General features: G+C 71.0%; 29 protein-coding genes and 1 pseudogene. 19 read left to right on the plus strand and 11 right to left on the minus strand.

Going from position 1 to position 24,939, the window contains the following annotated elements; translation table 11 throughout:
- Positions 1-3 precede the first annotated feature (3 nt).
- Both BUE43_RS30575 and BUE43_RS30580 read right to left on the minus strand, forming a co-directional pair.
- A complete protein-coding gene (locus BUE43_RS30575; protein WP_073489821.1) occupies positions 4-2,016 on the minus strand; it encodes a radical SAM protein in 2,013 nt (670 codons plus the stop codon).
- The gene (locus BUE43_RS30580) at positions 2,013-3,272 is read right to left on the minus strand and encodes an NAD(P)/FAD-dependent oxidoreductase (RefSeq protein ID WP_073489822.1); all 1,260 of its coding nucleotides are present in this window, start codon (positions 3,270-3,272) and stop codon (positions 2,013-2,015) included. The genes BUE43_RS30575 and BUE43_RS30580 overlap by 4 nt, the downstream gene beginning before the upstream one ends.
- Positions 3,273-3,748: 476 nt before the next feature.
- Between BUE43_RS30580 and BUE43_RS30585 the strand changes: the two genes are divergently transcribed.
- On the plus strand, positions 3,749-5,128 hold the full coding sequence (locus BUE43_RS30585; protein ID WP_234996014.1) for an SNIPE associated domain-containing protein: 1,380 nt from the start codon (positions 3,749-3,751) through the stop codon (positions 5,126-5,128).
- A gap of 3 nt (positions 5,129-5,131) precedes the next feature.
- Positions 5,132-5,737, plus strand: coding sequence for a DUF2510 domain-containing protein (locus BUE43_RS30590; protein WP_073489824.1), 606 nt, complete (start codon positions 5,132-5,134; stop codon positions 5,735-5,737).
- A gap of 60 nt (positions 5,738-5,797) precedes the next feature.
- On the opposite strand, the gene BUE43_RS30595 is transcribed toward BUE43_RS30590, so the two are convergent.
- On the minus strand, positions 5,798-6,826 hold the full coding sequence (locus BUE43_RS30595; protein ID WP_143174499.1) for a response regulator transcription factor: 1,029 nt from the start codon (positions 6,824-6,826) through the stop codon (positions 5,798-5,800).
- Positions 6,827-7,252: 426 nt separating this feature from the next.
- Here BUE43_RS30595 and BUE43_RS34855 point away from each other — a divergent pair, with 426 nt between their 5' ends.
- Positions 7,253-7,486 carry a hypothetical protein gene (locus tag BUE43_RS34855; protein ID WP_073489826.1) on the plus strand — a complete coding sequence of 78 codons (234 nt, stop codon included), beginning with the start codon at positions 7,253-7,255 and terminating at the stop codon, positions 7,484-7,486.
- Between the two features lie 264 nt (positions 7,487-7,750).
- Here the strand turns inward: BUE43_RS34855 and BUE43_RS30605 are convergent, their stop codons facing one another.
- The gene (locus BUE43_RS30605; protein WP_083960331.1) at positions 7,751-8,209 is read right to left on the minus strand and encodes a hypothetical protein; all 459 of its coding nucleotides are present in this window, start codon (positions 8,207-8,209) and stop codon (positions 7,751-7,753) included.
- Positions 8,210-8,581: 372 nt separating this feature from the next.
- Here BUE43_RS30605 and BUE43_RS34860 point away from each other — a divergent pair, with 372 nt between their 5' ends.
- Both BUE43_RS34860 and BUE43_RS34865 read left to right on the plus strand, forming a co-directional pair.
- Complete coding sequence (locus BUE43_RS34860) at positions 8,582-9,202, plus strand: cyclodeaminase/cyclohydrolase family protein (RefSeq protein WP_073489828.1); 621 nt, start codon at positions 8,582-8,584, stop codon at positions 9,200-9,202.
- Positions 9,199-10,074: a bifunctional 5,10-methylenetetrahydrofolate dehydrogenase/5,10-methenyltetrahydrofolate cyclohydrolase gene (locus BUE43_RS34865; protein ID WP_073489829.1), complete on the plus strand. Its 876-nt coding sequence runs from the start codon at positions 9,199-9,201 to the stop codon at positions 10,072-10,074. Before BUE43_RS34860 ends, BUE43_RS34865 begins: the two co-directional genes overlap by 4 nt.
- Before the next feature lie 240 nt (positions 10,075-10,314).
- Here BUE43_RS34865 and BUE43_RS30620 read toward each other — a convergent pair whose 3' ends face one another.
- Positions 10,315-10,794, minus strand: coding sequence for a MarR family winged helix-turn-helix transcriptional regulator (locus BUE43_RS30620; protein WP_073489853.1), 480 nt, complete (start codon positions 10,792-10,794; stop codon positions 10,315-10,317).
- A gap of 105 nt (positions 10,795-10,899) precedes the next feature.
- On the opposite strand from BUE43_RS30620, the gene BUE43_RS30625 reads away from it, so the two are divergent.
- The 11 genes from BUE43_RS30625 to BUE43_RS30675 all read left to right on the plus strand — a co-directional run bounded on the left by BUE43_RS30625 (position 10,900) and on the right by BUE43_RS30675 (position 21,415).
- Positions 10,900-11,781, plus strand: a complete 882-nt coding sequence (locus BUE43_RS30625; RefSeq protein WP_073489830.1) for an NmrA/HSCARG family protein — start codon at positions 10,900-10,902, stop codon at positions 11,779-11,781.
- 46 nt (positions 11,782-11,827) lie between these two features.
- The gene (locus BUE43_RS30630) at positions 11,828-12,253 is read left to right on the plus strand and encodes a MarR family winged helix-turn-helix transcriptional regulator (RefSeq protein ID WP_083960332.1); all 426 of its coding nucleotides are present in this window, start codon (positions 11,828-11,830) and stop codon (positions 12,251-12,253) included.
- A gap of 834 nt (positions 12,254-13,087) precedes the next feature.
- Positions 13,088-13,489: a hypothetical protein gene (locus BUE43_RS30635; protein ID WP_073489831.1), complete on the plus strand. Its 402-nt coding sequence runs from the start codon at positions 13,088-13,090 to the stop codon at positions 13,487-13,489.
- 382 nt (positions 13,490-13,871) lie between these two features.
- Entirely contained in the window at positions 13,872-16,184 is a 2,313-nt protein-coding gene (mbhE, locus tag BUE43_RS30640; protein ID WP_073489832.1) for a hydrogen gas-evolving membrane-bound hydrogenase subunit E, read from the plus strand.
- On the plus strand, positions 16,181-16,732 hold the full coding sequence (locus BUE43_RS30645; RefSeq protein WP_073489833.1) for an MnhB domain-containing protein: 552 nt from the start codon (positions 16,181-16,183) through the stop codon (positions 16,730-16,732). Before mbhE ends, BUE43_RS30645 begins: the two co-directional genes overlap by 4 nt.
- Positions 16,729-17,115 carry a Na(+)/H(+) antiporter subunit C gene (locus BUE43_RS30650; protein ID WP_073489834.1) on the plus strand — a complete coding sequence of 129 codons (387 nt, stop codon included), beginning with the start codon at positions 16,729-16,731 and terminating at the stop codon, positions 17,113-17,115. Before BUE43_RS30645 ends, BUE43_RS30650 begins: the two co-directional genes overlap by 4 nt.
- Entirely contained in the window at positions 17,112-18,635 is a 1,524-nt protein-coding gene (locus tag BUE43_RS30655; RefSeq protein ID WP_073489835.1) for a Na+/H+ antiporter subunit D, read from the plus strand. Before BUE43_RS30650 ends, BUE43_RS30655 begins: the two co-directional genes overlap by 4 nt.
- The gene (locus tag BUE43_RS30660) at positions 18,622-19,161 is read left to right on the plus strand and encodes a Na+/H+ antiporter subunit E (RefSeq protein ID WP_073489836.1); all 540 of its coding nucleotides are present in this window, start codon (positions 18,622-18,624) and stop codon (positions 19,159-19,161) included. Before BUE43_RS30655 ends, BUE43_RS30660 begins: the two co-directional genes overlap by 14 nt.
- Positions 19,162-19,179: 18 nt before the next feature.
- On the plus strand, positions 19,180-19,440 hold the full coding sequence (locus BUE43_RS30665; protein ID WP_073489837.1) for a monovalent cation/H+ antiporter complex subunit F: 261 nt from the start codon (positions 19,180-19,182) through the stop codon (positions 19,438-19,440).
- A complete protein-coding gene (mnhG, locus tag BUE43_RS30670; protein ID WP_200797730.1) occupies positions 19,437-19,841 on the plus strand; it encodes a monovalent cation/H(+) antiporter subunit G in 405 nt (134 codons plus the stop codon). The genes BUE43_RS30665 and mnhG overlap by 4 nt, the downstream gene beginning before the upstream one ends.
- Before the next feature lie 161 nt (positions 19,842-20,002).
- Positions 20,003-21,415 (plus strand): M60 family metallopeptidase, encoded by a 1,413-nt coding sequence (locus tag BUE43_RS30675; protein ID WP_143174500.1) that lies wholly within the window; start codon positions 20,003-20,005, stop codon positions 21,413-21,415.
- Between the two features lie 266 nt (positions 21,416-21,681).
- Here the strand turns inward: BUE43_RS30675 and BUE43_RS30680 are convergent, their stop codons facing one another.
- The 6 genes and pseudogenes from BUE43_RS30680 to BUE43_RS30700 form a co-directional block, all read right to left on the minus strand.
- Positions 21,682-21,906 (minus strand): DUF397 domain-containing protein, encoded by a 225-nt coding sequence (locus BUE43_RS30680; RefSeq protein WP_073489839.1) that lies wholly within the window; start codon positions 21,904-21,906, stop codon positions 21,682-21,684.
- A 12-nt stretch (positions 21,907-21,918) separates the two neighbouring features.
- Complete coding sequence (locus BUE43_RS30685) at positions 21,919-22,122, minus strand: DUF397 domain-containing protein (RefSeq protein WP_327083656.1); 204 nt, start codon at positions 22,120-22,122, stop codon at positions 21,919-21,921.
- A pseudogene (locus BUE43_RS35850) lies at positions 22,123-22,224 on the minus strand (DUF397 domain-containing protein); the annotation flags it as partial. It lies immediately after the preceding gene.
- Positions 22,225-22,236: 12 nt separating this feature from the next.
- Positions 22,237-22,521, minus strand: a complete 285-nt coding sequence (locus BUE43_RS30690) for a DUF397 domain-containing protein (RefSeq protein WP_073489841.1) — start codon at positions 22,519-22,521, stop codon at positions 22,237-22,239.
- 117 nt (positions 22,522-22,638) lie between these two features.
- Positions 22,639-22,833: a DUF397 domain-containing protein gene (locus BUE43_RS30695; RefSeq protein WP_073489842.1), complete on the minus strand. Its 195-nt coding sequence runs from the start codon at positions 22,831-22,833 to the stop codon at positions 22,639-22,641.
- Positions 22,834-22,854: 21 nt separating this feature from the next.
- Positions 22,855-23,709 carry a DUF5753 domain-containing protein gene (locus BUE43_RS30700; protein ID WP_073489843.1) on the minus strand — a complete coding sequence of 285 codons (855 nt, stop codon included), beginning with the start codon at positions 23,707-23,709 and terminating at the stop codon, positions 22,855-22,857.
- Positions 23,710-23,969: 260 nt separating this feature from the next.
- Here BUE43_RS30700 and BUE43_RS30710 point away from each other — a divergent pair, with 260 nt between their 5' ends.
- From BUE43_RS30710 to BUE43_RS34495, 3 genes are all read left to right on the plus strand, one after another.
- Positions 23,970-24,281 (plus strand): hypothetical protein, encoded by a 312-nt coding sequence (locus tag BUE43_RS30710; RefSeq protein WP_073489845.1) that lies wholly within the window; start codon positions 23,970-23,972, stop codon positions 24,279-24,281.
- Positions 24,278-24,604, plus strand: coding sequence for a hypothetical protein (locus BUE43_RS34490; protein WP_159447817.1), 327 nt, complete (start codon positions 24,278-24,280; stop codon positions 24,602-24,604). The genes BUE43_RS30710 and BUE43_RS34490 overlap by 4 nt, the downstream gene beginning before the upstream one ends.
- A gap of 113 nt (positions 24,605-24,717) precedes the next feature.
- Positions 24,718-24,939, plus strand: a 222-nt coding sequence (locus BUE43_RS34495) for an HC3 family zinc finger protein (protein WP_073489847.1), incomplete at its 3' end; no start/stop codon positions are given.

Genomic DNA, 24,939 nt, shown 5'->3' on the forward strand with positions numbered 1-24,939 from the left:
CGCTCAGGCGAACACCAGGTCGTGCAGGGGCCGCGCCAGACCGCGCCAGACCAGCATGGCGTAGCGGCTGAACGAGAACTGGGGATGGTGGTTGGCCAACAGCGACGGCGGCGTCAGGGCGACACCGACCACGTCGCCCTCGTCCGACGCGAGATCGGGGGGAAGATCTCCGTTGTCCCGCAACAGAGGGACCGCCGCCGCAGGCACGCGGACAGGCACCTTCTCGCTCTCGCCGCTGCGCAGCGACCGGAAGACCGCGACCGCCGCCAGATCCACGTCCAGCGTCTCGCGGGCGAGCCGCCGACCGTCCTCGTCGACGTCGGGCAGGCCGTCCAGGAGAAAACCGGTGGCATCACGAAGGAATCGGGCCGCCACGCCGTCCTGGGTCAGTCGGTGCAGGATGGCCTCGTAGTGCATCTCGCTGCGCAGGTAGACCCCGTTGTCGCCGGACTCCACACCCAACTGCCCGTCGATCAGCTCCCAGTCCACCTTTTCCGGGCTGCGCCACGACTCCCGGTAGTTGCGGGCGAGCCGGCGGACCACGTCGTCGCCGTCCCAGCCGAAGAGGAAGTCCCGCAGCCGGTCGCACAGGTCCACCAGCCGCGCGTTCCCCGCGGTATGCAGAACGCGCAGGCCGCAGCGCAGCACCGCCTTCTGGAACAGGTACACGCACAGCCGCAGCTCCAGTCCGCGCAGCCAGTCCTCCTCGCTCATGCGGGAATGGCCGACCACCATCTCCACCACCATCTCCGGGTCGGTCACGTCCGCCGGCGACCGGCGCACGACGAGCCGCTGTTCCTCCCGGAACCGCTCACGGGTGTAGTCGGTGTTGTTCAACAGCAGCAAGGGAAAGACGACCGGGGACCCACCGGCGGTGAGCGTTTCCTCAAGGCCCCTGGTGAAACTGTCGTAGGTCTCCCCGGGCATGCCCCAGATGAGATCGGTGTAGGTGGCGATGCCCAGTTCGCGGAAACCGGTCTGGAGCCGGCGGTAGTTCTCCAGCCGGATGTTCGACCGGTTCGCCAGGTCCAGCACCGTGGGGTCGAAGGACTGGGTGGACAACGTGACCGGCGCGAGAATCGCGCCGTCGTGCAGGATCTTCGCCGTCCGCAGCACCCGGTCGTTGCTGTTCTTGGCCCAGGTGACGATCAGGTCCGGGTTCTTGCCGTGGCGGTGGCACAGCTCCACCAGCAGCCGGGCGATGTCGACGTCCCTGGGCAGGATGCCGAAGTTGGCGTCGGCGAGCCCCAAACTCAGTTGTGGCCCGGACAGCCGGATGATCCGGTCGAGGTCCTGTTCGATGCGTTCCAGCGGGAACTGGCGGACCTTGGAGTTGGTCGCGCCGCCCCAGTAGCAGAAGGCGCAGCCGTAGGGGCAGCCCCGGTTCGTCTCGTATACGACCAGGGAGGTCTCGGCCAGTTCGCGGTCGGAGTGCACCGCGACCGGTGACGGGACCTCGGCCAGGTCGGCGATGCGCGGCGCCGGCTCGGTGGTGACCACGTGCCGAGCGCTGCCCCGACCGGACCAGTAGCTGACGCCGGGAATGTCGCAGAAGTCGTCCCGGCCATGCAGGAGGGAGCGCAGGATGTCGACGAACCGCAGCTCGCCGTCGCCGTGCACCAGCACGTCGACCCAGGGTGCCTCGGCGAACAGTTCGTCCTGTTGGTAGCTGACGTCGTTGCCACCAACGACAACCCGGCAGTCCGGCCACCGCTCCTTGATGCGACGGGCCATGAGCAGCGACTTGGCCCGGTTCCAGAAGTAGATCGTGAAACTGACCGCCAGCGGGTCGTCGAGCGCGGCCAGCACGTCGGCGCAGGCCCGCTCGAACCCCTCCCCGCGCGGGAGCCGGACGTGGCGGTGGAACTCGCAGGCCGCGCCGACCTCGGGGTCCGCCTCGGCGGCGGCCTGGAGGTAGCCCAACGTCGCGCTGTACACCATGCCGGGAATGGACGTCAGGTCGATGAGGTGGACCTGCCTGCGGGGGGCGCTGGGGGCGTGGTCTGCGACGGTCATGCCGGCGTGCTCGCCTTCCTCCGACAGCTCTCGTGCCGCGCGGCGTGGGCCGGCGCGCCCGAGATGATGCGTGCGATGTTCTCGGGGGCGAAGAACTCCTGCGGGGAGACCTGGGCCCCCACGGTCCCGAAGAAGCGGGTGCGCTGCTCCTCGTTGTGCCGCAACGCCTCGAAGAGCCGGAGCTGGTCCGGGTCGCACGCCGCCAGCTTCGCCATCTCCGCGACGTGGTCGAAGTGGTCCCGGAAGGTGCGCGCGCACCAGGTCCCGAACCCGGCGAGGGCCTGGGCCATCGGCCGGCGCCCGGTGAGACCCGCGTCGAGGGCGTGGGCGAGCGCGTCGGCCTGCCGGAAGGCGTCGCTGATGCCGATGCCGGCGACGGGGTCCTTGCGTTGGAGCGCGTCGCCCACCAACGCCCACCCGGGGCCGTGCGTGCGCCGCAACCACTGGCGGGTGTCGCGCGTTCCGCGCAGCGGCCCCACCCGCCGTCCACTGCGGACACGACGCCCGATGTCCGGGAAGCGGTCCAGCACCCGCAGGTAGCTGCCCTCGATGTCGGCGCGGAACTCGGCGAACTCCTCGCTCCGACAACCCACCAACACGTTCACGCAGTCATCGTTGGTCGGCACGATGAAGATCTCGGGGCTCTCGATCCGGACCAGGATCTCCCGGATGTCCGTGCCCTGCCAGTACGCGTACCAGACGGCGGTGCGGGCCGGGGCCGACAACTGCTCCTCGGCCGCGACAGTCCGCGCCACCAGCGAGCGCGCGCCGTCGGCCCCCACCACCATCGTCGCGGTCACGACCTCGGTTCGTCCCGCCCGATCCCGGCCCTGGACGCCGACGACCCTGCCGTCCTCGGCGGTGAGCACGCGGTCGACGGTCCACTCCTGGCGCACCTCCGCGCCGGCGGCCGCTGCCGCCTCCACCAGGAGGTGGTCCAGCAGGAATCGCCGTGGGGCGACGCCGAAGCGCACGCCCTCCCACTCCGGTGACATACCGCTGAGGTAGAGATCTCCTACCCCCAGCGTGATTCCGGTGATGCGCGGGCAGCCGGTGGCGAGCACGCGGTCCAACAATCCCCAGTCGCGCAACCGAGCCACCGCGGGGAGATGGAGGTAGTGGGTGGACAGGGTGTCGCTGGGAAACGTCGCCCGGTCCACCAACAGCACCCGGTGACCGCGCCGCGCCAACAGCATCGCGGTCGGCGCGCCGGCACAACGGGCGCCCACTACGACGACGTCGTAGTCCTCACCCATGATTCCTCCGCGCCGCGTGACCGCCGGCCCCGCCCGTGCTGCGGTGGCGGGTGGACGCACTGTCCTGTTGCGTCGCTGCCATCGGCGCGCTCCTCGCGAACGGACTGCACGGAACATTCCCGCCAGTGCGCTCCCCGTCGGAAAGCCACTTCCCGTTCTCCCTACCGTGGGCTCTGAAGGGGAGCAAGAGCGCCCACCTGAACGGGTAGCCAGTCAGGCGGAACCCGTGTTCCGGCGGGAAAGCGCTGGTGGCGCGGCCCTCCCCTTGAGCGAATTCACTCGTTCACGACACGACGTCCTTCGATGGGGACCCCGTCGGCCGCCCCGCACGGCGCTCCTGTCGCGACGCCCCGCAAAGCCGGTTGGTACGGAAGCGTGTAACACGACGACCGGCCAGAAAGATCAACAAGTGCGACCGGCGGGCGACGGCCCGTCGGTCGCACGGGTTCTGGCGGGACATGGGGAGAGGAACAGGCGTGTTCGGCAACAGGGGAGGCGCGGAGATCGCCGCGCTCCAGCAGCAGTTGGCCGCGGCGCACGCCACGATCGCCGAACTGCGGGGGTGGGTGGACCACCTGCGGGGCGCCGGGACGGCGTCGCTGGAGGCCGAGTTGCGCCAGCTCCGGTCCGCGGTGGAGCAGTCGAAGCGGGAGTACGCGACGCTGACCGAGTCGGGGTACCGGCTCCGCACCGAGACCGAGTCGTTGCAGGCGCAGCTCGTGGAGACCCGCGACCTCGCCCTGCTCCAGGAGGTCGGCGTCTACGAGTACGCGCACCCGCTGGACGACGCGCTCGCCTACAAGGACGCGCTGGCCACGCTGAAGCAGCAGATCAAGACGGCCGCCAAGGGCGACGCGGTGACCTGTCACGTCGACTGGGCCGTGAACGGGTCGGTGAAGGAAGGCCAGAAGCTCGGCCGGGACATGGCCAAACTGATGCTGCGCGCCTACAACGCCGAGGCCGACAACGCGGTGCGCGTGGTCAAACCGCACACCCGCGAGGCGGTCAAGAAGAAGCTGACCACGACCCGGGACACCATCGCCAGACTCGGCCTGCTGATGCGGATCGCGATCTCGGTGGACTACCACCGGCTTCGGCTCCAGGAGATCGACCTCACCGCGGACTACCTGATGCGGGTCGAGGTCGAGCGCGAGCAGGCCCGGGCCGAGCGCGAGCGTCTCCGCGAGGAAGCCAAGGTGATGAAGGAGATCGAGCGGGAGCGGGAGCGTCTGCGGAAGGAACGCTCCCACTACCGCACCGTTGTCAGGCGGCTCAGGGAGAACGGCGACCTCGAAGCGCTGGAGCGGGCGCAGGAGCAGCTCGACGCGATCGACGACGCGATCGCCGGGGTGGAGGAACGGGCCGCCAACGCCCGCGCCGGCTACGTCTACGTGATCTCCAACATCGGGGCGTTCGGCCCCGACGTGGTCAAGATCGGGATGACCCGCCGGCTGGAGCCGATGGACCGGGTGCGCGAACTCGGCGACGCGTCGGTGCCGTTCCGGTTCGACACCCACGCCCTGATCTTCTCCGAGGACGCGGTGGCGTTGGAGACCGCGCTGCACCAGCGGCTGGCCGACAAGCGGGTCAACCTCGTCAACCCGCGCCGCGAGTTCTTCTACGCGACCCCGGCCGAGGTCAGGGACCTCCTGGTCAGCCTGGGCGATGACCACGTCCTGGAGTACACCGACACCGCGGAGGCCGTCGAGTGGCGCGCCTCCGAACCCGGCCGACGGAGCGGTTCGGCCGCCGAGGAACCACCGGCGGAACCCCGCGGGGATGCGGCGTTGGCCGCCGCGGCGACGCACACCGACGCGGGCGGGGACGGAGACCTGTCCGACGATGGAGTGGAGTGACCGATGACGTACCCGCCTGGAGGCCCGCTTCCCGTCGCTCCCGCCGGGCGGCCCGCCGCGTGGTTGCCCGATCCGCTCGACGACGGCCTGCTCCGGTACTGGGATGGCTACCGCTGGACGTTCCACACCGCCGTGCGTCCCAGCGTCCCCGCCGTGGAAACGCACGCGCCCCAACACCATGCCGCGCCGCCGGCGCCCGGAACGGCGCTGCGCCCGGACATCGCCACGGCGCTGAACCGCGTGCGCGGCCTGCTCGTCGGCTCCATGAGGGAGATCAACCTCCTGGAGGGCTACCTCCAGCCCGAGGAGCAGGTGCTGGCGCTGACCGGAGCCCAGGGCGATGGCACGGGTGTGCTCGTCTGCACCAACCAACGCCTGCTCTTCCTCTTCGTCGGCCTGCTGCGAAAGCAGTTCCTGCGGGTCGACTGGAACCAGGCGAAGGCCGTCATCTACGACCAGGCCACGCGGACCTTCGCCGTCTACACCACGAAACCCACGAGACGAGCGGTGCCCGCCCTGGCGGTGCGCGTCGGGAACATCGGTGACGCACAGGCGGTGGTTCAGGCAGCACAGGCCGCCGCCGCGGCGCCCCGCCTGGACATCGTCTGACAGCCCGCAGTCCGACGCCTCGTCCTGGTTGGCCGCACGGAGTCCACTGTGGACAGACCGTCAGGTCAGGCCGGCGATGAGTTCGTCGCGACTGGTGACGCCGGTCTTGCGGTAGATCGCCTTCATGTGGTCGTTCAGGGTGTGGGGGGACAGGTGGAGGTCGCGGGCGACGCGCCTGGTCGGCTCACCCCGCAGCAGGGCCCTGACCACCCCCTGTTCCCTCGGGGTGAGGTGGTACCACGCGGCGATCGTGGGGAGCAGCGCCTCGCCCGTGGCCGGTTCCAGGGTGACCGCGATGTCGCCGGCGTTCTGTCCCGCGAGGGGTTGGGCGTCCAGCGCCAGCCAGCCGAACGGGCTCGGGACGTGGGTCACCGCGGGCGCACCCGTCCGGCGCACCAGATAGACGATTTTCCAGACGGAGCTGAACACCTCCTGTTCGTCGTCGCGCTCCTCCGGGGAGACGAACGCCCCGAGCACGTGCCACGCGCTGGCGGTGGCCGCCCTGATCGTGTCGTCCGCGCCGACGACGACCACGCCCGGCGGTCGCGCGGGCGGCCGGGCCCGCCGCAAGGGCTTGCTGGCGACGAAGTGCCGGAGCGCGGAGGCGAACGGATCGCGGAACTGCCGCAGGTGTCGGGCGTCGTCGAAGGAGAAGGGGCGGCTTCCGTTCTCCCGCAACAACAGCAGCGCCCCCACGGTCCGCCCGTGGTGGATCAGGGGAAGACCCATCTCGCTGCCCACGCCCTCGGCGGTCATCTCCCGCAGCCGCGGCCGGAAGTAGTCCGGGAGCCGGTGTCCCGTCTCGCCGCCGTGCACGCGAACGGGGAGCGGATCGTCCAGCAGGCCCCACCCGTCGTGGTAGACGAAGTCGTGGGACAGGCGACGCACCATCGCCCCGCTGTAGCTGTTGTGCTGGCCGCGGAAACTCCCCCCGTACGTGATCGGGTCCAGCCCGATCAGAAGATATCCCTCGTGCGGAACGGCCCGTGCCAGGTGCCGGGTCATCTCCGCGGCCACGTCGGCCATGGTCGAGGCGTCCGCCGCGACCGCGTGCACCGACCGAGCGGCCAACTCCGGATCCACTGCCACCACGCCAGTATCCGCACAGGAAGCTTGCTCCGTGAAGTGAACGCTTCAGTTCGGTTGCCACTTGGGTGCCGGCGGTAGGTGGCTGGGACGGTCTTTCCCGGCAGCGGTTGGGGCTACCGGCGAGCGTGGCCCACAGCCCAGGCTCCATTGGTTGACCGATCACGGTGTGCACATGGCGACCGGGCGTCGCCTAACTGGTGGTGAGCTACGGACTCGCCGCCCATCGAGGGCAGGGGTTCGGTCGAACAAGAAGATCTTTAAGGTGAGCGGATGATGCTTTCCGACGACCGCGTGCTCCCGCCCGCGCTCGCCGGTGTTCGTTCACGACGGTACGGGAGGGTACGCGGCGTTCTGGCTGATCCGCCCCGGCCGTGCGCTGGCTGACCAGCCGGTCGTCTTTCTCGGGTCGGAGGGGGGGAAATCGGCGTGGTGGCCCAGGACCTGGCCAGCTACCTGTGGCTGTTGGCAGACGGGTGCGGCCCGATGGAGGCGGTCACAGACGCCGAACACGCCCCGCGCCCTCATGCGGAACTGGTCGCCCTCGCCGAGCGGCACGCGCCGAAGGCCAGGAGACCGGTGGCGGAGGTCACCGCCGTGGCAACGCGGGAACTCCTCGTCGGCGGACGGGGATGGAAGATCGCGTGGCACATGTGTCCATAGTGGACGAAAATAGGTGTGTTCGTGCCGCTGAGTGACCAGGAAGCGCGAGTTCCGCTGCGTGCGCTGAACGTTCCAGATCCGGCCTACCTGGAGTTTCCCCGCGACCACGCACGATCGGCGTTCCGGACTCCGCCGGCTGCGACGGCCCCGGCGTTCCGGCGTGGTCCTCTCCGCCTCGGGGCCGCCCGACCTGGTGGCTCCGGTTCTTCGACTATCTGTGACCGACCCGCTGTCGCGTCACGCCGGGCTCCACCTTCGCGACCTTCACGCGGACGTGTGGGACATGGCGAGTTGGTCCTTGCACGCGTCCTGGATCTCGATTGCGAGTTCTTGTTCCGGGCGGCCCCAGTCGGTTCCCCACTCGTCGTCGAGAGCAAGGATCTGGCCGAGTGGAAGGTCGAGAACGCTGTCGGCATAACAGGAATCGGAAACAACCTCGCCGACCCTGTCCAGCACCCACCGCTCGGTGACCCGGTCGTCGGCGAGCAGACGGGCGAACGCGATGAACGCCACGTGGGCGGCGGCTCCCGGGGAATCCGGCACAGTCACATCGCAGTTGGCCAGTGCGGCGCGCAGGATGTCGTTGACCTCGCGGGGATCGGCTTCGTTGAGGCCGGCCAGGGTCCTCAGCGCCTCCCCGTCGTGGCCCCGGGCGAGCCAGTGCGCGGCCCAGAGCGGGACCCGTTCGGAAGCCACGGTGTCGAGTGCCGCCCACGCGGCCACCAGTTCTGGTGTGGGGATTTCGTCGGAGTCGGACGCGGGCCATTTCCGCATGATGCCTGGAGATCTCTGACGACACGCAGCGACTTTCGGCCGAGGACATCGTGCGAGGACCCTTCAGCGGATCAGCGCAGCGGTGGGCGGAGCAGTGGCCGATGGCGACAGCCGGGCCGAGCTGTGCGGCCCGGGTGGTCGGCGGTCGAGGCGCTCGGCGCGTGTGAGGTTTTCGTGAAGCCGCACGTCGCGGAGGTTCTCACGAGGTGAACCGAAGAGCCGGGTGTTGTTCGACTTCGACCGTTCTGTCGGTCGTTCTCGCTAGCATGGTGTTCTCGTCTCGATCATCTCTGATGCCCTCCGCTACCCGAGGGGACGCACGTGCGCGACCATGTGATCAGCGACTTCCTGGACCGACTCGCCGCCCGGGTGCCCGCGCCGGGCGGGGGTGCGGTCGCCGCGCTCCACGCCGCCCAGGGCGCCGCGCTGCTGGCGATGGTGGCCAGATACAGCACCGGCCCGAAGCACCAGGCGCACGAGGCCACGATCAGCGAGATCCTCGACGAGGCCGAGCGGCTCCGCGTGGCCGCGCTGCGGCTGATGGCGGAGAACGTCGCCGCCTTCGGCGCGGTCGCCGAGGCCTACAAGCTGCCCAAGGACACCAGCGAGGCGAGGCGGAGCCGCTCGGCGGCGATCGCCGGCGCGCTGGTCGGCGCGGCGATGGCGCCCGCCGAGCTGATCGGGGTCGCGGAGCGGCTGGTCAGCCTCGCCGAGACACTGCGCCCGATCGGCAACCGCACAGTGATCAGCGATGTGGCGGCGGCGGTGGAGGCGGCCCGCGCCGCGGCGACCACGGCGCAGATCAACGTCGAGACCAACCTCGCCGGGATCACCGACCCCGCGGTGCGCGACGAGCTGACCGCCCGCGCCGGCCTGGTCCAGTCCCTGGCCCGGCGCGCCGAGCACGTCACGGCGCTGGTGCGCAAGGAGATCGCGAGGTGACCGCCGCCCGGTTGGCGGGCAGGCAGTTGGCCGCCTCGCTCCGGGGCGAGGCGGCGCGGCGGGTCGCGAGCCTGGCGGAGGAGGGGGTGACGCCCCGGCTGTCCGTGGTGACGGCGACGGCCGACGAGGCCAGCGCCGCCTACGTGCGGATGATCGCCAAGGCGGCCGCGAGCGTCGGCATCACCTGCGACGTGGTCGATCTGGGCCCCGACGCCGAACACGCGCGGATCGCGCAGACGTTGTCCTCGCTCAGCGCTGACGACGCCGTGCACGGCGTCATCCTCCAGGCCCCGCTGCCTGGCGGCGCCCGCCGGGAGGAGTTGGCGGCGTCGATCGACCCGGCGAAGGACGTCGACGGCGCGAACCCGCTGTCCCTGGGGCGGTTGGCGGCGGGCCTGCCGGCCTTCGCGCCCGCCACGGCGGCGGCGGTCGTGGCGGTCCTGGAGCACCACGGGGTCGAGCTGGCCGGCCGACACGTGGTCGTGGTGGGACGGTCCACTGTGGTCGGAAAACCGGTGGCCCACCTGCTCCTCGACCGGAACGCGACGGTGACCGTGTGCCACTCGCGCACCCGGGACCTGGCGGCGACGACCTCCCGAGGCGAGGTGCTGGTGGCGGCGGTCGGCCGCGCCGGGCTGATCACCCCGGACCATGTCCAACCCGGGGCGGTGGTGGTGGACGTGGGCACCAACCCGACGCCCGACGGGGGCTTGGTGGGCGACGTGGACCCGGCGGTCGCCGAGTCCGTGGCCGCGCTGACCCCGGTTCCCGGTGGCGTCGGGCCGGTCACCACCGCGCTGCTTCTCCACCACACGGTCGAAGCCGCCGAGCGGTGTCGGCCTCGCTCGTCACGCGCGCCTGCGGTCGGCTGAGAGCGTGCTCCTCGGCCGCGCCGGCTTTTCCTGCGTGGTCAGGACTTCATCCGATCGCCGGAGGAGCTTGGGGCTGAGCAGATGTCGCTCCCCGAGGGGCGTGGGTTCCCGCCCGCGCTCACGCCTGCGGCGTCGACGCCGAGCCCCTCGCCGAGTGTCTGTCCACTGAGGACACAGGCGGCTGGCCCCGGCCGATGAGGCGGTCATGTGCTCCGAACAGGCCGCCCGCCCCGCGCGGGGTCAGTCCGGCTTGGGCCGGGACCGCAGGCGCTCCATCTGGACGTGGCTGAGCTCGTGCGCCCGGCGCATGTGCCGCGTGATCACCTCAAGCTCGTCCTCGGTGTGGTCGTCGAGGAGCGTCTGCCAGGTCTGGCCGAGGTCGTCCCACACCGCCGTGACCCGGGCCACGCGGTCGGGCACCGAGGTGACGAGCACGCGGCGGCGGTCGTGCTGGTCGGGCTCGCGGGCCACGTAGCCCCCTCGTTCCAGTCGGTCCACCAGTCGGGTGGCGGACCCCGTGGTCAGGCCGGTCAGGTCGGCGATCTGCCGGACCGTGAGCGGGCCGGGCGCGGCCGTCAGCAGGCTCAGGGCCTGCACGTCGGTCGGGTGCAGCCCGAGGTGGTCGGCGACGGCCTGGTTGAACAGCACGTAGGCCGCGAGGTAGCGGCGGGACTCCAGCAGGAGTTCCTCGTACAGCCGGGCCCGTCGGGCTCCTGTCACCGGGATCACCCTCCAAATCGCTTCGTGACGCAGCAATCTGTGTCTACTCTGCTGTGCGACGCAGCTAATGCGCCACACAGCAGATCGTACAGTTTGCGAGGAACCATGCTCACCGTCGCCGTCACCGGAGCCACCGGAACCCAGGGCGGGGCCACCGCCCGCGCCCTGCTCAGCGCCGGTCACCGGGTGCGCGCGCTCACCCGCCACCCCGACCTGCCCGCCGCCGACACCCTGCGCGCCCTCGGCGCGGAGGTCCGCCACGCCGACTTCGACGACCGCGTCTCCCTGGACGCCGCGCTCGCCGGGGCGGACTCCCTGTTCGCGGTCACCACCCCGTTCGGCACCGACCTCGCCACCGAGGTCCGGCAGGGCACGGCCCTCGTCGACGCCGCGGCCACCGCCCGTCTGGGGCACGTCGTGCTGACCACGGCCGCACACGCCGACCGCGGCACCGGCGTCCCGCACTACGAGAGCAAGTACCTGGTCGAGCAGCACCTGCGCGCCGTCGGCGTTCCCTGGACGGTGATCGCGCCGGCGGCGTTCATGGACAACTACGCCAGCGGCTGGACCCTCGACGGGCTCCGTGACGGCGTCTTCGCCTGGCCGATGCCCGCCTCCCGGCCGCTCACCCTCATCCCCGCCACCGACATCGGCGCGTTCGCCGCGTTGGTGTTGTCGCGCCGCGACGAGTTCGCCGGCCACCGCATCGACATCGCCTCCGACGAGCGCACCCCCGCCGAGATGGCCGAGATCCTGGCCACCGCCCTCGGTCGCCCGGTCGTCCACCAGGAAGTGCCCCTGGCCGCCGTGCGGAGCCGATCCGAGGACCTGGCCGCCATGTTCGACTACTTCGGCACCACCGGCCTCGACGTCGACGTCGCCGCGCTGCGTCGCGACTACCCCGAGGTCGGTTGGCACAGCTTCGCCGACTGGGCCAGCAACCAGGACTGGCCCGCGCTCCTGTCCGCCACGGCCCCGAGCCGATGACCGCGACACCCAGCCCGACCCGACCCGACCACGAGAGAGAACACCCGTGAAACCCATTGGCTACTGGCTCAACCGCACCGACCAGGCACTCACCAGCTCCATGAACGGCATGCTGGCCGAGTTCGGCCTCACCCGGATCGCCTGGCAGGTCCTCAACGTCGTCCACGACACCCCGCGCGTCGCCGACGCCGACGTCCTGGCCATCCTCGCCGCCAACGCCGACACCCGCACGCTGTCGGCCGCCATCGACACGATGCTCAGCGACGGCTGGGTGACCCGTCCCGCGCCGAACCAGCTCGTCCTCACACCCGACGGCCAGCAACGCCTGGTCAGGGTCGCCGAGCGCGTCGACGAGTTCCGCGAGCTGTCCACGACGGGCATCTCCGGGGACGAGTACCGCACCGCCGTGGAAGTCCTGGAACGCATGGCCCGCAACCTCGAAACGGCGACGGACACCGCCCCCGCGTCGTGACGATCGCCGGGCCGGCGACCGGACGCCTCCCGTTTCTCATGGCCCATCGCTGAACCGCGAGATTCTCTCACCTGGTCCACAGTAGACTCGGATCGCGGGAGTGATCGCGCGCGCGGCGCGCGTCTACCAGCCTGCTCGGCGCTTTGCCATCCCCAGCGGGAATATCCCCGTGGGGGATATTCGCGGGGATGGTGTCCCCATCGCTCCGACCTCACGATGTCTGCGGACAGCGAGCCCCTAACGGGTTCCTGGCCGGCGCCTTCCTCTTGGCGCACGCGGCATCCAACGGTGTGCGCGCTCACGGGGAAGGGCGCACACCCGCCAGCCGTTGACGGGTCGGAGTCAGGTGGACGCCGGAGCTTCCGGTCGACGCCCGACGCGAAAGGCAGTACTACGGCCACCTCCAACATCAGCGATGTCGCTGAACGACACGGTGTCGCTCCTCCCGCGCCCGTGCCGCCACACGTTCGCCACCTCACCCGGTCCTGTCCTGTGTGGACAGAGTTCGGGTGGCGGCCGCGAACGGGTTTCCCTCCTGCTGCCGGTGTTGGTGGGGAACAGTGGAAGCGACCGGAGGTCGCGATGCCTGCGTTCGTCCGATCCTCGGCGGGAACGGTTGTCGGGTGGGTGTTCGGGAGATCCACCCCCAGCCGCGAGATGGGCCGTGGGGGGTGGGACACGTCCGGGAGTCCGAGACGGGTCCCACCCCCGCAGATCCTGTCCCGCGCTTGACCACAGAGGACGGTGTGAGGTGAAAGTGGGCACTGTCGAGTTCGAGGAACTCGGGATGATCGAGGCGCGTCACCAGCTCCGGCGCCAGGCGGGGTGCCAGCGATGAACGCGTTCGACGAGGCGGCGATCGAGGCGTTTCCGGAGCTGCGGCACCTGATCACGTTGCGCCACTGCGGGTGGCGGTTTCTCCCCCCACTGGTCCGGGACGGACAGCACGTGGAGATCGACGGGTTCCGGGAGTGGCCGGAGGGCTCCCGCGACGTGATCGGGGTGCGCTCGCCGACCGAGGTGACCGGTCTCCGGATGACCGGTGAGGACCCGCCGGGCATCGTGTGGGAGCGCACCGGGAGTCTCGGTGAGGTCGTGCTCGCGTTGCTGTCGTTGCCGGCGCCGGGGGACCGGCTGGCGCCCCGGCGGATCACCGGCTCCGCGCCTCGGCTCTGGACACCGGGCGACGCGCTGCCGTTCCCGGGAGTCGACCGCTTTGACGGCCCCGACCGGTGAACCGGCTCGCGGCTCGCGCATCGCCATGACTGTCCACTTGGGACAGACATGCGGGCCGGAGAGGACGCGAACCGCCCGACCCGGCCTCCGGCCGCACTTTGTCCAGACCATGCGAGGACGTGGCGCACCCGCCCGCAGCGACCCCCCGGGCAGGGGCGCTGACGCGCCAGCGGGCGCGCCACGAATGACCAGCACACCACGATGACCAGCACGCCACGCGCCTCGACGCCGGCGCGCGGCGTCCGGTGGGGTTGCCGGCCCGTTCTCACGCGGCGGGTTATCGCGCTTCGGGTGAGGGTAGGGGAGGTAGCAACGCGTCCTCGTCCCCGGGAGTAGTGATGTTGGTCCACCTGGAGCCCCCGCGTCTGCCCGGAGACGCGGCGTGCTGATCCTGGTGATCGCCCACCTCGTGGTGGCGGCCCTCGTGCCCCCGGCGGCCCGCCGCTGGGGGCCGAGGGCCCTGCTGGCCTTCGCCGCGCTCCCCACCGCCGCGCTCGCCTGGACGCTGACCCGCGCGCCGGGCGTCCTCGCCGGCGAGGCCGTTCGGGAGACGGTGAAGTGGGCGGGCACCCTGGACCTCAGCTTCGCGTTCCGCCTCGACCCGCTCGCGCTGCTCGTGCTCCTGCTCGTCACCGGAGTCGGGGCGGCGGTGCTGGTCCACGGCGCCTACTACCTGGACGACGCCGACGCCGGGCGGGTCGGCGCGCTCCTGCTGGTCTTCGCCGGGGCCATGGTCGGTCTGGTCACCGCCGACCACCTGATCACGCTCTACGTCTTCTGGGAGCTGACCACGGTCTGCTCCTTCCTGCTCATCGGCGGCGTGGGCGCCACCCGCGCCGAGCGCAAGGCCGCGTTGCAGGCCCTGCTCGTCACCGCCCTCGGCGGCCTGCTGATGCTGCTCGGCCTGGTGATGCTCGGCGAGGCGGCGGGAACCTACCGGCTGTCGGCGATCCTGTCGGCCCCGCCCCGGGGCGGCCTGGTGGAGGCCGCGCTGGCGCTGGTGCTGGTCGGGGCGTTCACCAAGTCCGCGCAACTGCCGTTCCACCCGTGGCTGCCGGCGGCGATGGTCGCCCCGACCCCGGTCAGCGCCTACCTGCACGCCGCCGCCATGGTGAAGGCCGGCGTGTACCTGGTCGCGCGGTGGACACCGGCGTTCGCCGACGTGCCCTTCTGGCGACCGGCCGTGCTCGTCGTCGGGCTGCTCACCCTGCTCGTGGGGGCGTGGCGGGCGTTGGCCGAGACGGACCTGAAGCGGCTGCTCGCCTTCGGCACCGTCAGCGAGCTGGGGCTGCTGATGGTGCTGTTCGGCGCGGGCACCCCCGTGGCCGCCTCGGCCGGGGCCGCCATGCTCCTGGCGCACGGCGCGTTCAAGGCCGCCCTGTTCCTGCTCACCGGGGTGCTGGACCACCAGCTCGGCACCCGCGACGCGCGGGAGCTGTCCGGCGTGGCGCGGACCTTCCCCGGGCTGGCGGCGGTGGCCGTGCTCGCGGCCGCGTCCATGGCCGGACTGCCACCCCTGGTCGGGTTCCTGGGCAAGGAGGCCAGCTACGAGGCGTTCGCCGGCGATCCCGTGGTGTTGGCGCCGCTGGTGCTGGGCTCGGTCCTCACCGTCGCCTACAGCGTCCGCTTCCTCTGGGGCGGGTTCGCCACGAAACCAGGAGTGAAGGCCAGCGCGGGCCAGCGTCCCACGATCGGGTTCGTGCTGCCCCCGGCGGTCCTGGCGGCGGCCGGCCTCCTGCTCGGACTGTGGCCGGGCCTCACCGACGACCTCGCCCGGGGCTACGCGAACGGCTACGGCCCGACCCAGGAGTACCACCTCGCGATGTGGCACGGGTTCACCGCGCCGCTGCTGTTCTCCGCGGTCGCGCTCGTGGCCGGCGTCGGAGTGGGCTGGGCGTGGGACCGCCTGGCGGCGCTACGCGCCCGACTTCCCCGCGCGCCGGAAGCACAACGCGGGTACGAGTACGGGGTGCGCGGCCTCGACGCCCTCGCGCTCCAGCTGACCCGGCGCACCCAGGTCGGCTCGCTGCCGCTGTACCTGACGGTGATCCTGCTCGTGGTCCTGGCCGGCCCCGGCCTGCTCCTGGCGCTCCACGCGCCCACGAGCGTCCCCGCCACGATGAACGGCCTGGTGGTGCAGGTGCCCCTCGGCGTGCTCGTCCTCGCCGCCGCGATCGCCGTGCCCCGCGCCCGCCACCGGCTCAGTGCCGTGCTGCTCACCGGCGTGGTCGGCTACGGGGTCGCGGGCCTGTTCGTCGCGCACGGCGCACCGGACCTCGCCCTGACCCAGTTCCTCGTCGAGACGCTCGTCCTGGTCGTCTTCGCGCTGGTGCTGCGCCGCATGCCGGTCCGCTTCACGCCCCTGCGCCGGGGGTGGCGACTGCACTGGCCCCGCTGGCTCGCCGCCGGCGGCGTCGGGCTGATGGTCGGGGCGTTCGCGCTGCGCGCCGCCGCGGCCCGCGACCAGCCCGCGATCTCCCACGCCTACCTCGACCACGCCGAGCAGGCGGGCGCGCACAACGTGGTGAGCGCCGTCCTGGTCGACTTCCGCGCCCTGGACACCCTCGGCGAGATCGGCGTCCTCGCGGTGGCCGCGGTCGGCGTCGCGAGCCTGGTCGTGGGCGCGCGCCGACCCCGCCGAGGCCAGGAGCAGGAGCGGGAGCGGGAGCGGGAACGCGAGGAGGTGCCGCGGTGAGCGCGGACCGGCCCGGGCCGGACACCCCACCGAGGCCCCGGGGCAAGCACCAGCCGCGCGACCGGTGGCTGCCCGGGGCGCACGAACTCCCGGTGCCCCGCCGCTCGATGCTGCTGGAGGTCGTGACCAGGCTGGTGTTCCCGGCCGTGCTGGTGCTCTCGCTGTACCTGCTCCTGGCCGGGCACCACCGCACCGGCGGCGGGTTCAGCGGGGGACTGGTGGCCAGCCAGGCGTTCGTGCTGCGCTACCTCGCCGGCGGGCGCGCCGACCTGGCCCGGGCGGCGCCCGCCGAGCCGCAGAAGGTCCTCGGGGTCGGCCTCGCGCTGGCGGCGGCGGTGGCGTTGACGCCGCTCCTGCTCGGCCAGCCGGTGCTGACCAGCGCGGTGCTGCACGTCGAGCCACCGGTGTTCGGCCCGGTCGAAGTGCCCTCCAGCCTGCTCTTCGACGCCGGCGTCTACCTGGTCGTCGTCGGCGTGACGTTGAAGTTGCTGCGCTCGCTGGGCGTCAGGATCGAGCGCGAGACCGACAACGGCGGGGAGGCCCGGTGAACCCCCTCGACCTGACCGTGGTCCTCGTGGTGGCCGGCCTCTACACGGTCGGGTTCCTCCTGGTGCTGGACCGCTCCCTGATGCGCGTCGTGCTCGGCTTCGCCGTCCTCGGGCACGGCTCCAACCTGCTGCTGCTCGTCGTGGGCGGCCGACCCGGCGCGGCCCCGGTCCTGGGCACGGTGGCGCCGGGGGAGATGGCGGACCCGCTGCCGCAGGCGATGGCGCTCACCGCCATCGTGATCACCTTCGGCCTGACCACCTTCCTGCTCGCCCTGGCCTACCGGTCCTGGACGTTCACCGGCCACGACACCGTGCGGGACGACGTGGAGGACCGCCGCCTCGGCTCGGTCGCCGACCGGCGCGCGCGGGAGGAACGGGAGTGAACGTCCTGCTCGCGCTGCCCGTCGTGCTGCCGGTCCTGGCCGCCGGGGTCTCCCTCACCCTCACCCGCCGCCCCACCGCGCAGCGCGCGATCGGCGTCGCGGTCCTCCTCGTCGTGCTCGCCGACGCCATCGCCCTGCTGGTGTCGGCCGACCGCGGCGGCCCACTGGTCACCCAGGCCGGGGGATGGCCCGCGCCCTTCGGCATCACGCTGGTCGCCGACCGGCTCTCCGCTCTGCTGCTGGTCGTCTCCACCACCGTGACCACCGCGGTGCTGGTGTTCGCCGTCGGCCAGGGCGTCGCCGCGCGCTCGCCCAGCCGCTCGATCCCCATCTTCCACCCGGCCTACCTGACCCTGGTCGCCGGCATCGACCTCGCCTTCCTCACCGGCGACCTGTTCAACCTGTTCGTGGCCTTCGAGCTCATGCTCGTCTCCTCCTACGTGCTGATCACCCTCAACGGCACCGCCCGCCGGCTGCGGGCCGGCATGACCTACACCATCAGCAGCCTGACCTCGTCCCTGCTGTTCCTGACCGCGATCGCCCTCGTCTACGCCGCCACCGGCACCGTCAACCTCGCCGACCTCGGCCGGAAGGTGGAGGGGCTGCCCGCCGACCTGCGGGCCGCGCTGGCCCTGCTGCTCCTGGTCGTGTTCGGGATCAAGGCGGCGATGGCGCCGCTACACTTCTGGCTGCCCGACAGCTATCCCACCGCCCCCGCCCCGATCACGGCGGTGCTGGCCGGCCTGCTCACCAAGGTCGGCGTCTACGCGATGCTGCGCACGCAGACCCTGCTGTTCCCGCGCGAGGACGCGTGGCCGGTGCTGCTGGTGGCCGCGATGCTGACCATGCTGGTGGGCATCCTCGGCGCGCTCGCCCAGGACGACATCAACCGCATGCTGTCGTTCATCCTGGTCAGCCACATCGGTTTCATGGTGTTCGGGTTGGCGTTGTTCGACGTGCGGGGCCTGACCGGCGCGATCCTCTACGTGGTGCACCACATCACCGCCCAGGCCACCGTGTTCCTGGTGAGCGGACTGGTGGTGCGCCGGGCGGGAACGCCGGCGATGCGGAAGATGGGCGGGCTGCTGCGGTCCACGCCGGTGTTGGCGGCGCTGTTCTCGGTGCCGGCCCTGAGCCTGTCCGGCATTCCGCCGCTGTCGGGTTTCGTCGCCAAGTTCGCGTTGCTGCGCGCGGCCGTGGCCACCGGCGCGGCGCTACCCCTCGCGGTCGCGGCGGTCGCCGTGCTGACCAGCCTGCTGACACTGCTCACGCTGGGCCGGGCGTGGGTCCGGGTGTTCTGGAGCGAACCGGGGGAGCCACGACGCTCCACAGTGGACTCGACGCCCCGGCCCGGCACGCGCGTGATGCTCGGCGCGGCGAGCGCGCTGGCCGGCTTCGGGGTGCTGGTCGCCGTCCTGGCCGGCCCGCTGGCCGCCCTGAGCGGCCGGGCCGCCGCCGACCTGGTGGACCGGCGGCCGTATCTCACCGCTGTGTTGGGGGCCGCTGATGGGAATCCGTGACCGGCTTCGGCAGGCGTGGCGACGACGAACCGGCGCGATCGGGCTCGTGGTGGTGTGGTTGCTGCTGTGGGGCTCGGTGACCCCGCTCGCGGTGCTCGGCGGTGTGGTGGTGGCCGCGTTCGTGGTGGTGTTGTTCCCGTTGCCGCCCTTGGCGCACCGGCTCCGGGTCCGTCCACTGTGGCTGGTCGTGCTGTTGGTCCGGCTGCTCGTCGACCTCGTCGTCTCGACGGTGACGGTCACGCGGGAGGTGGTGCGCCGAGGCGGCCGCGTGCGCACGGCGATCGTCGCGGTGCCGCTGCGGGTCCGCTCCGACCTGCTGGTCACCCTCACCGCCAACGTCGTCTCGGTGACGCCGGGGACGCTCGTGATGGAGCTCGACCGGAACGCGGGCGTGCTCTACGCGCACGTGCTGCCGGCCCCCGACGACCCCGAGCGGGTGCGCCACGAGGTGTGGGCCATCGAGCGGCAGGTGGCGCGGGCGTTCGGCCCGGACGAGGACGTCGACGCCGCGCTCCGCCGGCCCTGAGGACAGGGGAGGGAAACCATGGGGGTCGTCTTCACGATCGTGCTGGGCCTGCTGGCGGCCTCGGCGTTGCTGGTCGTGGTGCGGCTGCTGCGCGGGCCGGGCGCCCTCGACCGGATCGTGGCGGTGGACGTCCTCGTCGTCCTGCTCGTCGCCGGAACGGCGGTCCAGATCGCCATGACCGGCCGGGGCGGCAACATCGCCCTGCTGGTGGCGGTCGCGTTGCTCGCGTTCGTCAGCTCCATGACGGCGGCCCGCCTGGCCAAGGAGCGGGAGCTGTGACGAGCGTGTCCGACGTGGTGACCTCGGTCTTCCTGCTGGCCGGCGCCTCCTCCTGCCTGTGGGGCGCGGTGGGGCTGGTGCGGTTCCCGGACACCCCGGCCCGGCTGCACGCGGCGGCGAAACCGCAGTCCTTCGGACTGCTGATGATCCTGGTGGGCACCGCGCTGCGCGTGACCCCGGGCCAGGCGGCCCCACTCGTCCTGGTCGCCCTCGTCCAGTTCGTGACCGCGCCCGTCATCGCGCAGGTCGTCGGCCGCGCCGCCCACCACGGCGACGCGATCAGCAAGGACAACCTGGTGCTCGACGAACTCCGCCAGCCCGGCGAGCGACGGCCCAGCGACCGCCAGCCCGTTGACCGAGGCCCGGACGCGGGGCGCGGCGACGGCCCAAGGTCACCCTGAGGGGCGGCATCGCTGACCCGATCAGCGGGCGATGCCCGCTGGCCCCGGCGGGCACGGCGGTGGTTGGTGAGACTGCCTCCCGGAAGATCCGAGGTAGCCGCTCTCCACGGGGGTGACGACACGTGAGACTGTCCGGTGCCCGACTCAGTCAGCGTCTGATCGTGATCGCGGTCAGCATGACGAGCTTTCTGCTCCCCGCCACCGCTGTCGCGTCACCGGGGACGGCCGTTCCCGAGGTCCACGCGCTCCCGCGGCACGCGTCGAGTTCTCCCACCGCCCGAACGCACACCCTGACCCTGCCGGCGCTGCCGTCCGCCCAGTCGGAGCGGAACCGACTCCGGATGACCATGCAGCGCGCCGACTTCCAGCCCACGGGCTACTACCTCCCACCCGACCGCCCGCTGACCGTGACAGCGCACCCCCACGGCCTCCGCAAGGGCGCCAAACTGGAGCTGCAGGTCAGCGCTCCCGGCCTGGTCCAGCACGACAACCCCGACGGCGAATCCGCCGACGTGCGGACGTACCCGCTGCGTGAGGGCACCACTACGGTCACCGACCCCAAGGGCGGCGTGCTGTCCGTGCGGTACGTGACCGACAAGGGCCTGTTCGAACGCGTGGCCCCGCGCGTCACGATCGCCTTCGACGAGGCCGCCGAGCCGCTGCCCTTCTACGTGCTGGGCCACAGCGACGAACGCGAGTGGCGGGCGATGCTGGAGCGCACCGAGGTGCCCTATGCGCAACTGGTGAGTGACCGCGTCATCGTGACCGCCCGCACCTCCACCTTCCGCGAGCAGGCCCCGAGCCCGCACGCCCTCCTGTCGACCTACGACGAGATCGTCGGCGTCGAGGAGGAGATCAGCGGCCTCGACGGCGAAACACCCTCCGACGTGCCGACCCCGCTGCGACACTCCATTGTGGAAGGAGGCAGGAAACCCGGCTTCCCCTACGCCAGCGACCAGGTCGTCAGCATCCCCACCGACAGCGCCCGGGCCTTCCTCACCGTCGACGGGCTGAAGTCCTTCTGGGGTGGCTGGCACGAGATCGGCCACCACCACCAGTTGGACCCCACCGACTGGCCGGCCATCCAGGAGGTCTCGGTCAACCTCTACTCCCTGGCCGTCCAACGCCACTTCCTCGGCGCCGGACCCGGCCCGGAGCACGGCACGCTGAAGGAGTGGGAGGACACCAAGAAGTTCCTGGAGAAGGTCCAGACGGACAAGCTGGACTACAACAAGGAACCCGTCGATGACGACGACTACTACTGGTACGCCTTCGAGCGTCTCGTGATGTACGAACAGCTCCGCGTGGCCTTCGGCGACCACTTCTACCCGGCGCTGCACAAGGCGGCCCGAACCCGGGACCCCCAGGCGTCCGCCCTCGACAAGCAACGCTTCTTCATGGTCGCCGCGAGCCAGATCTCCGGCCGCGACCTCACGGACTTCTTCACCAAGTGGGGCTGGATCAACCAGCTCGACGCCGACGGCGGAAAGGCCCGCATGGAGATCGGCAACCTCAAGCTCCCCCCACCGAAGACCGACCTGTCCCGCACCCCCGTCTACGGCGCCACCGAGTAGCCGGCGCTCCGGCCGGCCCGGCCGGGACCTCCGGACGCCAGGTCAGGACTGTGGTCCCCGGCGTGTCGCTGGCGCCTGAGCCAAGCTGGATACCAGCGACGGGGTGAACCTCGTAGACCGGAATCGGGGCCGGTGAGGGTAAGCCCAGTGGTTCGGGGGAACCGGGGTCGCGCCCCTCGGCTCGGTCTTCCAGGGCTGACGAGCAGAGGCAAGCAGGGTGGGGTGGCTGGTGGGGACCAGCCACCCCACCTTCTCATTTCCGCAGATCAGCCGTGGTCGAGCTGACCTTCCTTGACCGCGTCCACGAACGCCTCGAAGGCCGGCTGCGTGAAGACGAGCGCGGGGCCGGTGGGGTTCTTCGAGTCCCGCACCGCAGCGATCTCCGCCACGGACGCCACCTCAACACACTGGCCGTTCTGGCCGGAGGAGCGGCTGGACTTGCGCCACTTCGCGTCTGACAGATCAGGTCCTATCACCAGAGATCTCCTCATCTTCTGTCTCGGTCAGCTCAGATTGAGCCGCCCTTCCTTCACCGCGCTGACGAACGCGGTGAAGGCGGCCGGTGCGAAGACGAGCGCGGGGCTGGTGGGGTTCTTCGAGTCCCGCACCGCAGCCACGGTCTCGCCGGCGGCCACCTCGACGCAGTTGCCGCCGGTCTGCGCGCTCTGGCTCGGCTTCCGCCAGTCAGCGCCGGCGGGTGCAGTCATCGGAGCTACCTCGACACAGTTGCCGTTCTGGCCGGAGGAGCGGCTGGACTTGCGCCACTTCGCGTCTGACAGATCAGGTCGTACCACCAGAGATCTCCTCATCTTCTGTCTCGGTCAGCTCAGGTCGAGCCGCCCTTCCTTCACCGCGCTGACGAACGCGGTGAAGGCGGCCGGTGCGAAGACGAGCGCGGGGCTGGTGGGGTTCTTCGAGTCCCGCACCGCAGCCACGGTCTCGCCGGCGGCCACCTCGACGCAGTTGCCGCCGGTCTGCGCGCTCTGGCTCGGCTTCCGCCAGTCAGCGCCGGCGGGTGCAGTCACCGGAGCTACCTCGACACAGTGTCCGTTGGAGGCTCCGCTTCGGCTGGTCTTCCGCCAGGGGTCGATCTTGCTGATTGCCATGCACCCTCCCGCCTGCTCGTGAGATGACCGCACATCAGGGTACGAACGGGGAACCTTGCTGAGGATGCGCGACGGCGGGGGCCACCCGATTGGCCCCCGCCGTCGAAGGTTTGCAGATCAGCCGAGGTCGAGCTGGCCGCGCTTCACCGCGTCCACGAACGCCTCGAAAGCCGGCTGCGCGAAGATGAGCGCGGGGCCGGTCGGGTTCTTCGAGTCCCGCACCGCTGCGTCATCCTTGAACGTGGCCACCTCAACGCAGGCACCGTTGCCTTGGCTGCGGCTCGACTTCCGCCATGTCACGGGGGCAGTCATTACCCCTCCCCGGTCGTAGGGTTACTGAATCCCATCTGCGACTCGGGCGATCAGCGAGACCGAGTCCTCTGGGCTGAGGGCCGTAGCCCGCACACGAGCATATGACACGCCGTACCTCTTCACCTCGGCCTCATCATCGGTCAGCACGAACACCGCAACGTTCTCGACGTAGACCATCTCTGGCTCCGGATGCCCTGCGAAGGACAGCAACGTGAAGTTCCTGCCGAGGGCTGGATGCGCGCCAGCCGAGAAGGGAAGTACGCGAATTTCGATCGTGGGGGTCGCGCTGGCGACTGCCACAAGATGCCGAAGCTGCTCACGCTGGACCTTTGGGGCACCTACTTGCCAGTGCAACGCACCTTCGCCAAGGACGACCTCCAAGCGTAGCGGCTGCTCTCCAGCAAGCCGCGTTTGGCGGTCCATCCGGATGGCAAGGAGGCGGTCCACATCCTCTGGTGCAACGTGTGGGTCGGCACCACCGATGACAGCCCTTGCATAGGACTCAGTCTGAAGAAGACCAGGAATCAGCTCGCCTTCGACCACGTGGACGGCGTCTGCTTCAGCTTCCAGCTCGAAGTACTCAGCGAGCGCATCCGCGATCCCAGCGAAGGCACGTCGCACATGTCCACGACGCTGGCCGCGTTTCGCGGCTTCCACCATCTCGGCCACGACGTGAGCCGGTGCGCCATACAGCTCCAACGCAGCCTTCACGCGAAGAGGCTGAGCGCTCTCGCCGTTCTCCATCCGATGGACGGTGCCCACTCCACACAGCAGCTCCGCCGCCGCAGCCTCGATCGAGAGCTCCGCGTTAGCTCGCCAGCGGCGCAGTGTTCTTGCCAGCCGACGACGGTGCAGTGATCGACTGCTGTCAGTCACGGCTCACCTCCAGGTCCAGAGCATCCACAGTGTGCCCCTCCAGGTGATCATCCCGCAGGTTCCCCTGATTGGTGGATGACGCAGTGGAAGGTTTCCAGTTTCATGGCCTTCCACATAGTCACCTTCCAGTTGGGCGGGGATCGCCAGCACCGGCTCTGCTCGGTGTTCAGGGTCCTGCCCAGAGTTCGGCGGCAGAGGCGGCCGACCGATGTCTGCCTCTACCGCTTCCCCGGGACAGCACACGCATGGGAGGCGATCCCGTGATCCAGCTCGTCACCTTCGGCATGTTCGCCGTCGTCCTCGGCGGTCTGTTCCTGGTCGCGGCGCGTCCGATGCCGGAGTTGCCGGTGTCCGCGTCCTCGACTTCGCTTCCGCGTCACGCTCTCCGTCAAGCTGGCGGCGGGCTCTCCCTCAACGACTTGCTGCGGCGCGGTGACCTGCGCCGACCTCGGAGATCACGGCGGCTCCAGCGAGAACTCACCAATACGCCAACGGAAAACCCCCACGAGGTCGAGGAGGCCGTCAACCGGCTCCGGCGCATCCCACCGGTGACACAAGGAGACGAGACGTGAACGTCCCTCCACGCTGGCACCTCATGTCCTTCTACCGCATCGACGACCGTGGCCAGCGGCGCCTGCGGCACCAGCGGGCGATCGATGACGATGACTACTGGTACATCGCCCCGTGCGGGCCACAGGAATACGCCCTCGCCCTCGCATGCGAGTACTTCCTCGACGAGCAGGTGCCCTCCGGGCAGCGGTGGGTGATCACCGTCGACGTTCTGACCGGGGAGCGGGGCCAGGTGACCGGCCGGCTCTGCTCGATGCAGGTCACCGTCCCACCCGAGGACGATCTCGCACCCACCGAGATCAGACCGCGTCACCACTTCGTCTGACTCGCCCGTCGTGGTGTGCCCCCGACACACCACGCCGGGCCCCCGGGTGGCGGGACGGGACGCCCCTCCCGCCCCGCCACCCCCTCCCAGCACTGTCCACTGTGGAGACCACCGTGTCCGACACCTTCCCCTACCACAGCTACACCTGGCTCCCCCACGACGGAGCCCGCCACGCCTACCCCGGCGAGAAACGACCCGACGGGCAGGCCGTCACCACCTACTGCCGACTCACCGCCACCACCACGACCTACGACAACCCCCGCGCCCCCGAACGCCTCTGGCCCGAATGCCCCACCTGCAAAACCCTGGTCGACCAGGTCGCCGACCGACGCGCC

Origin of the sequence: Streptoalloteichus hindustanus (assembly GCF_900129375.1) — a bacterium.
Classification (GTDB): domain Bacteria; phylum Actinomycetota; class Actinomycetes; order Mycobacteriales; family Pseudonocardiaceae; genus Streptoalloteichus; species Streptoalloteichus hindustanus.